Below are 383 nucleotides of genomic sequence, written 5' to 3'. Positions count from 1 at the left end.
AAGTCATTTGGCGCGCAGGACTTGAATCAATGGCCGGCATCTCTGGTGTTGTAGAAGCCGTTGAGCCAAGAACGTCAATGCTAACTCGCCCTGATTACTATGACGGCCTAAAACCGGTTGCCGCAAACGTAGACCAAATGGTTATCGTTTCAGCTGTACTGCCGGAGCTATCACTTAATATCATCGACCGTTACTTGATCGCCTCTGAAACGGTGAATATTGCCCCGTTAGTTGTGCTCAATAAAGTCGACTTACTGACAGAACAACAAATTAGCGAATACCGCGAAACGCTGAAAATATACGAGAAAATCGGCTATAAAGTCATGTTCGTCAGTAAAGAGTCGGGTTACGGCATCAAAGAGTTGGAAGCCGAACTGAAAGAT

Annotated in this window: 1 protein-coding gene; it reads left to right on the top strand. The window is 45.7% G+C overall.

Going from position 1 to position 383, the window contains the following annotated elements; all coding sequences use genetic code 11:
* A partial coding sequence (gene rsgA / locus AB4512_RS25360) for a GTPase RsgA (protein ID WP_372176227.1) occupies positions 1 to 383 on the top strand: 383 nt, incomplete at both ends.

The sequence above is a fragment of the Vibrio sp. 10N.222.52.B7 genome (assembly GCF_041474275.1).
In the GTDB taxonomy this organism is placed as follows: Bacteria; Pseudomonadota; Gammaproteobacteria; order Enterobacterales; family Vibrionaceae; genus Vibrio; species Vibrio crassostreae_C.
This window is presented reverse-complemented; position numbering and strand designations above follow the sequence as displayed.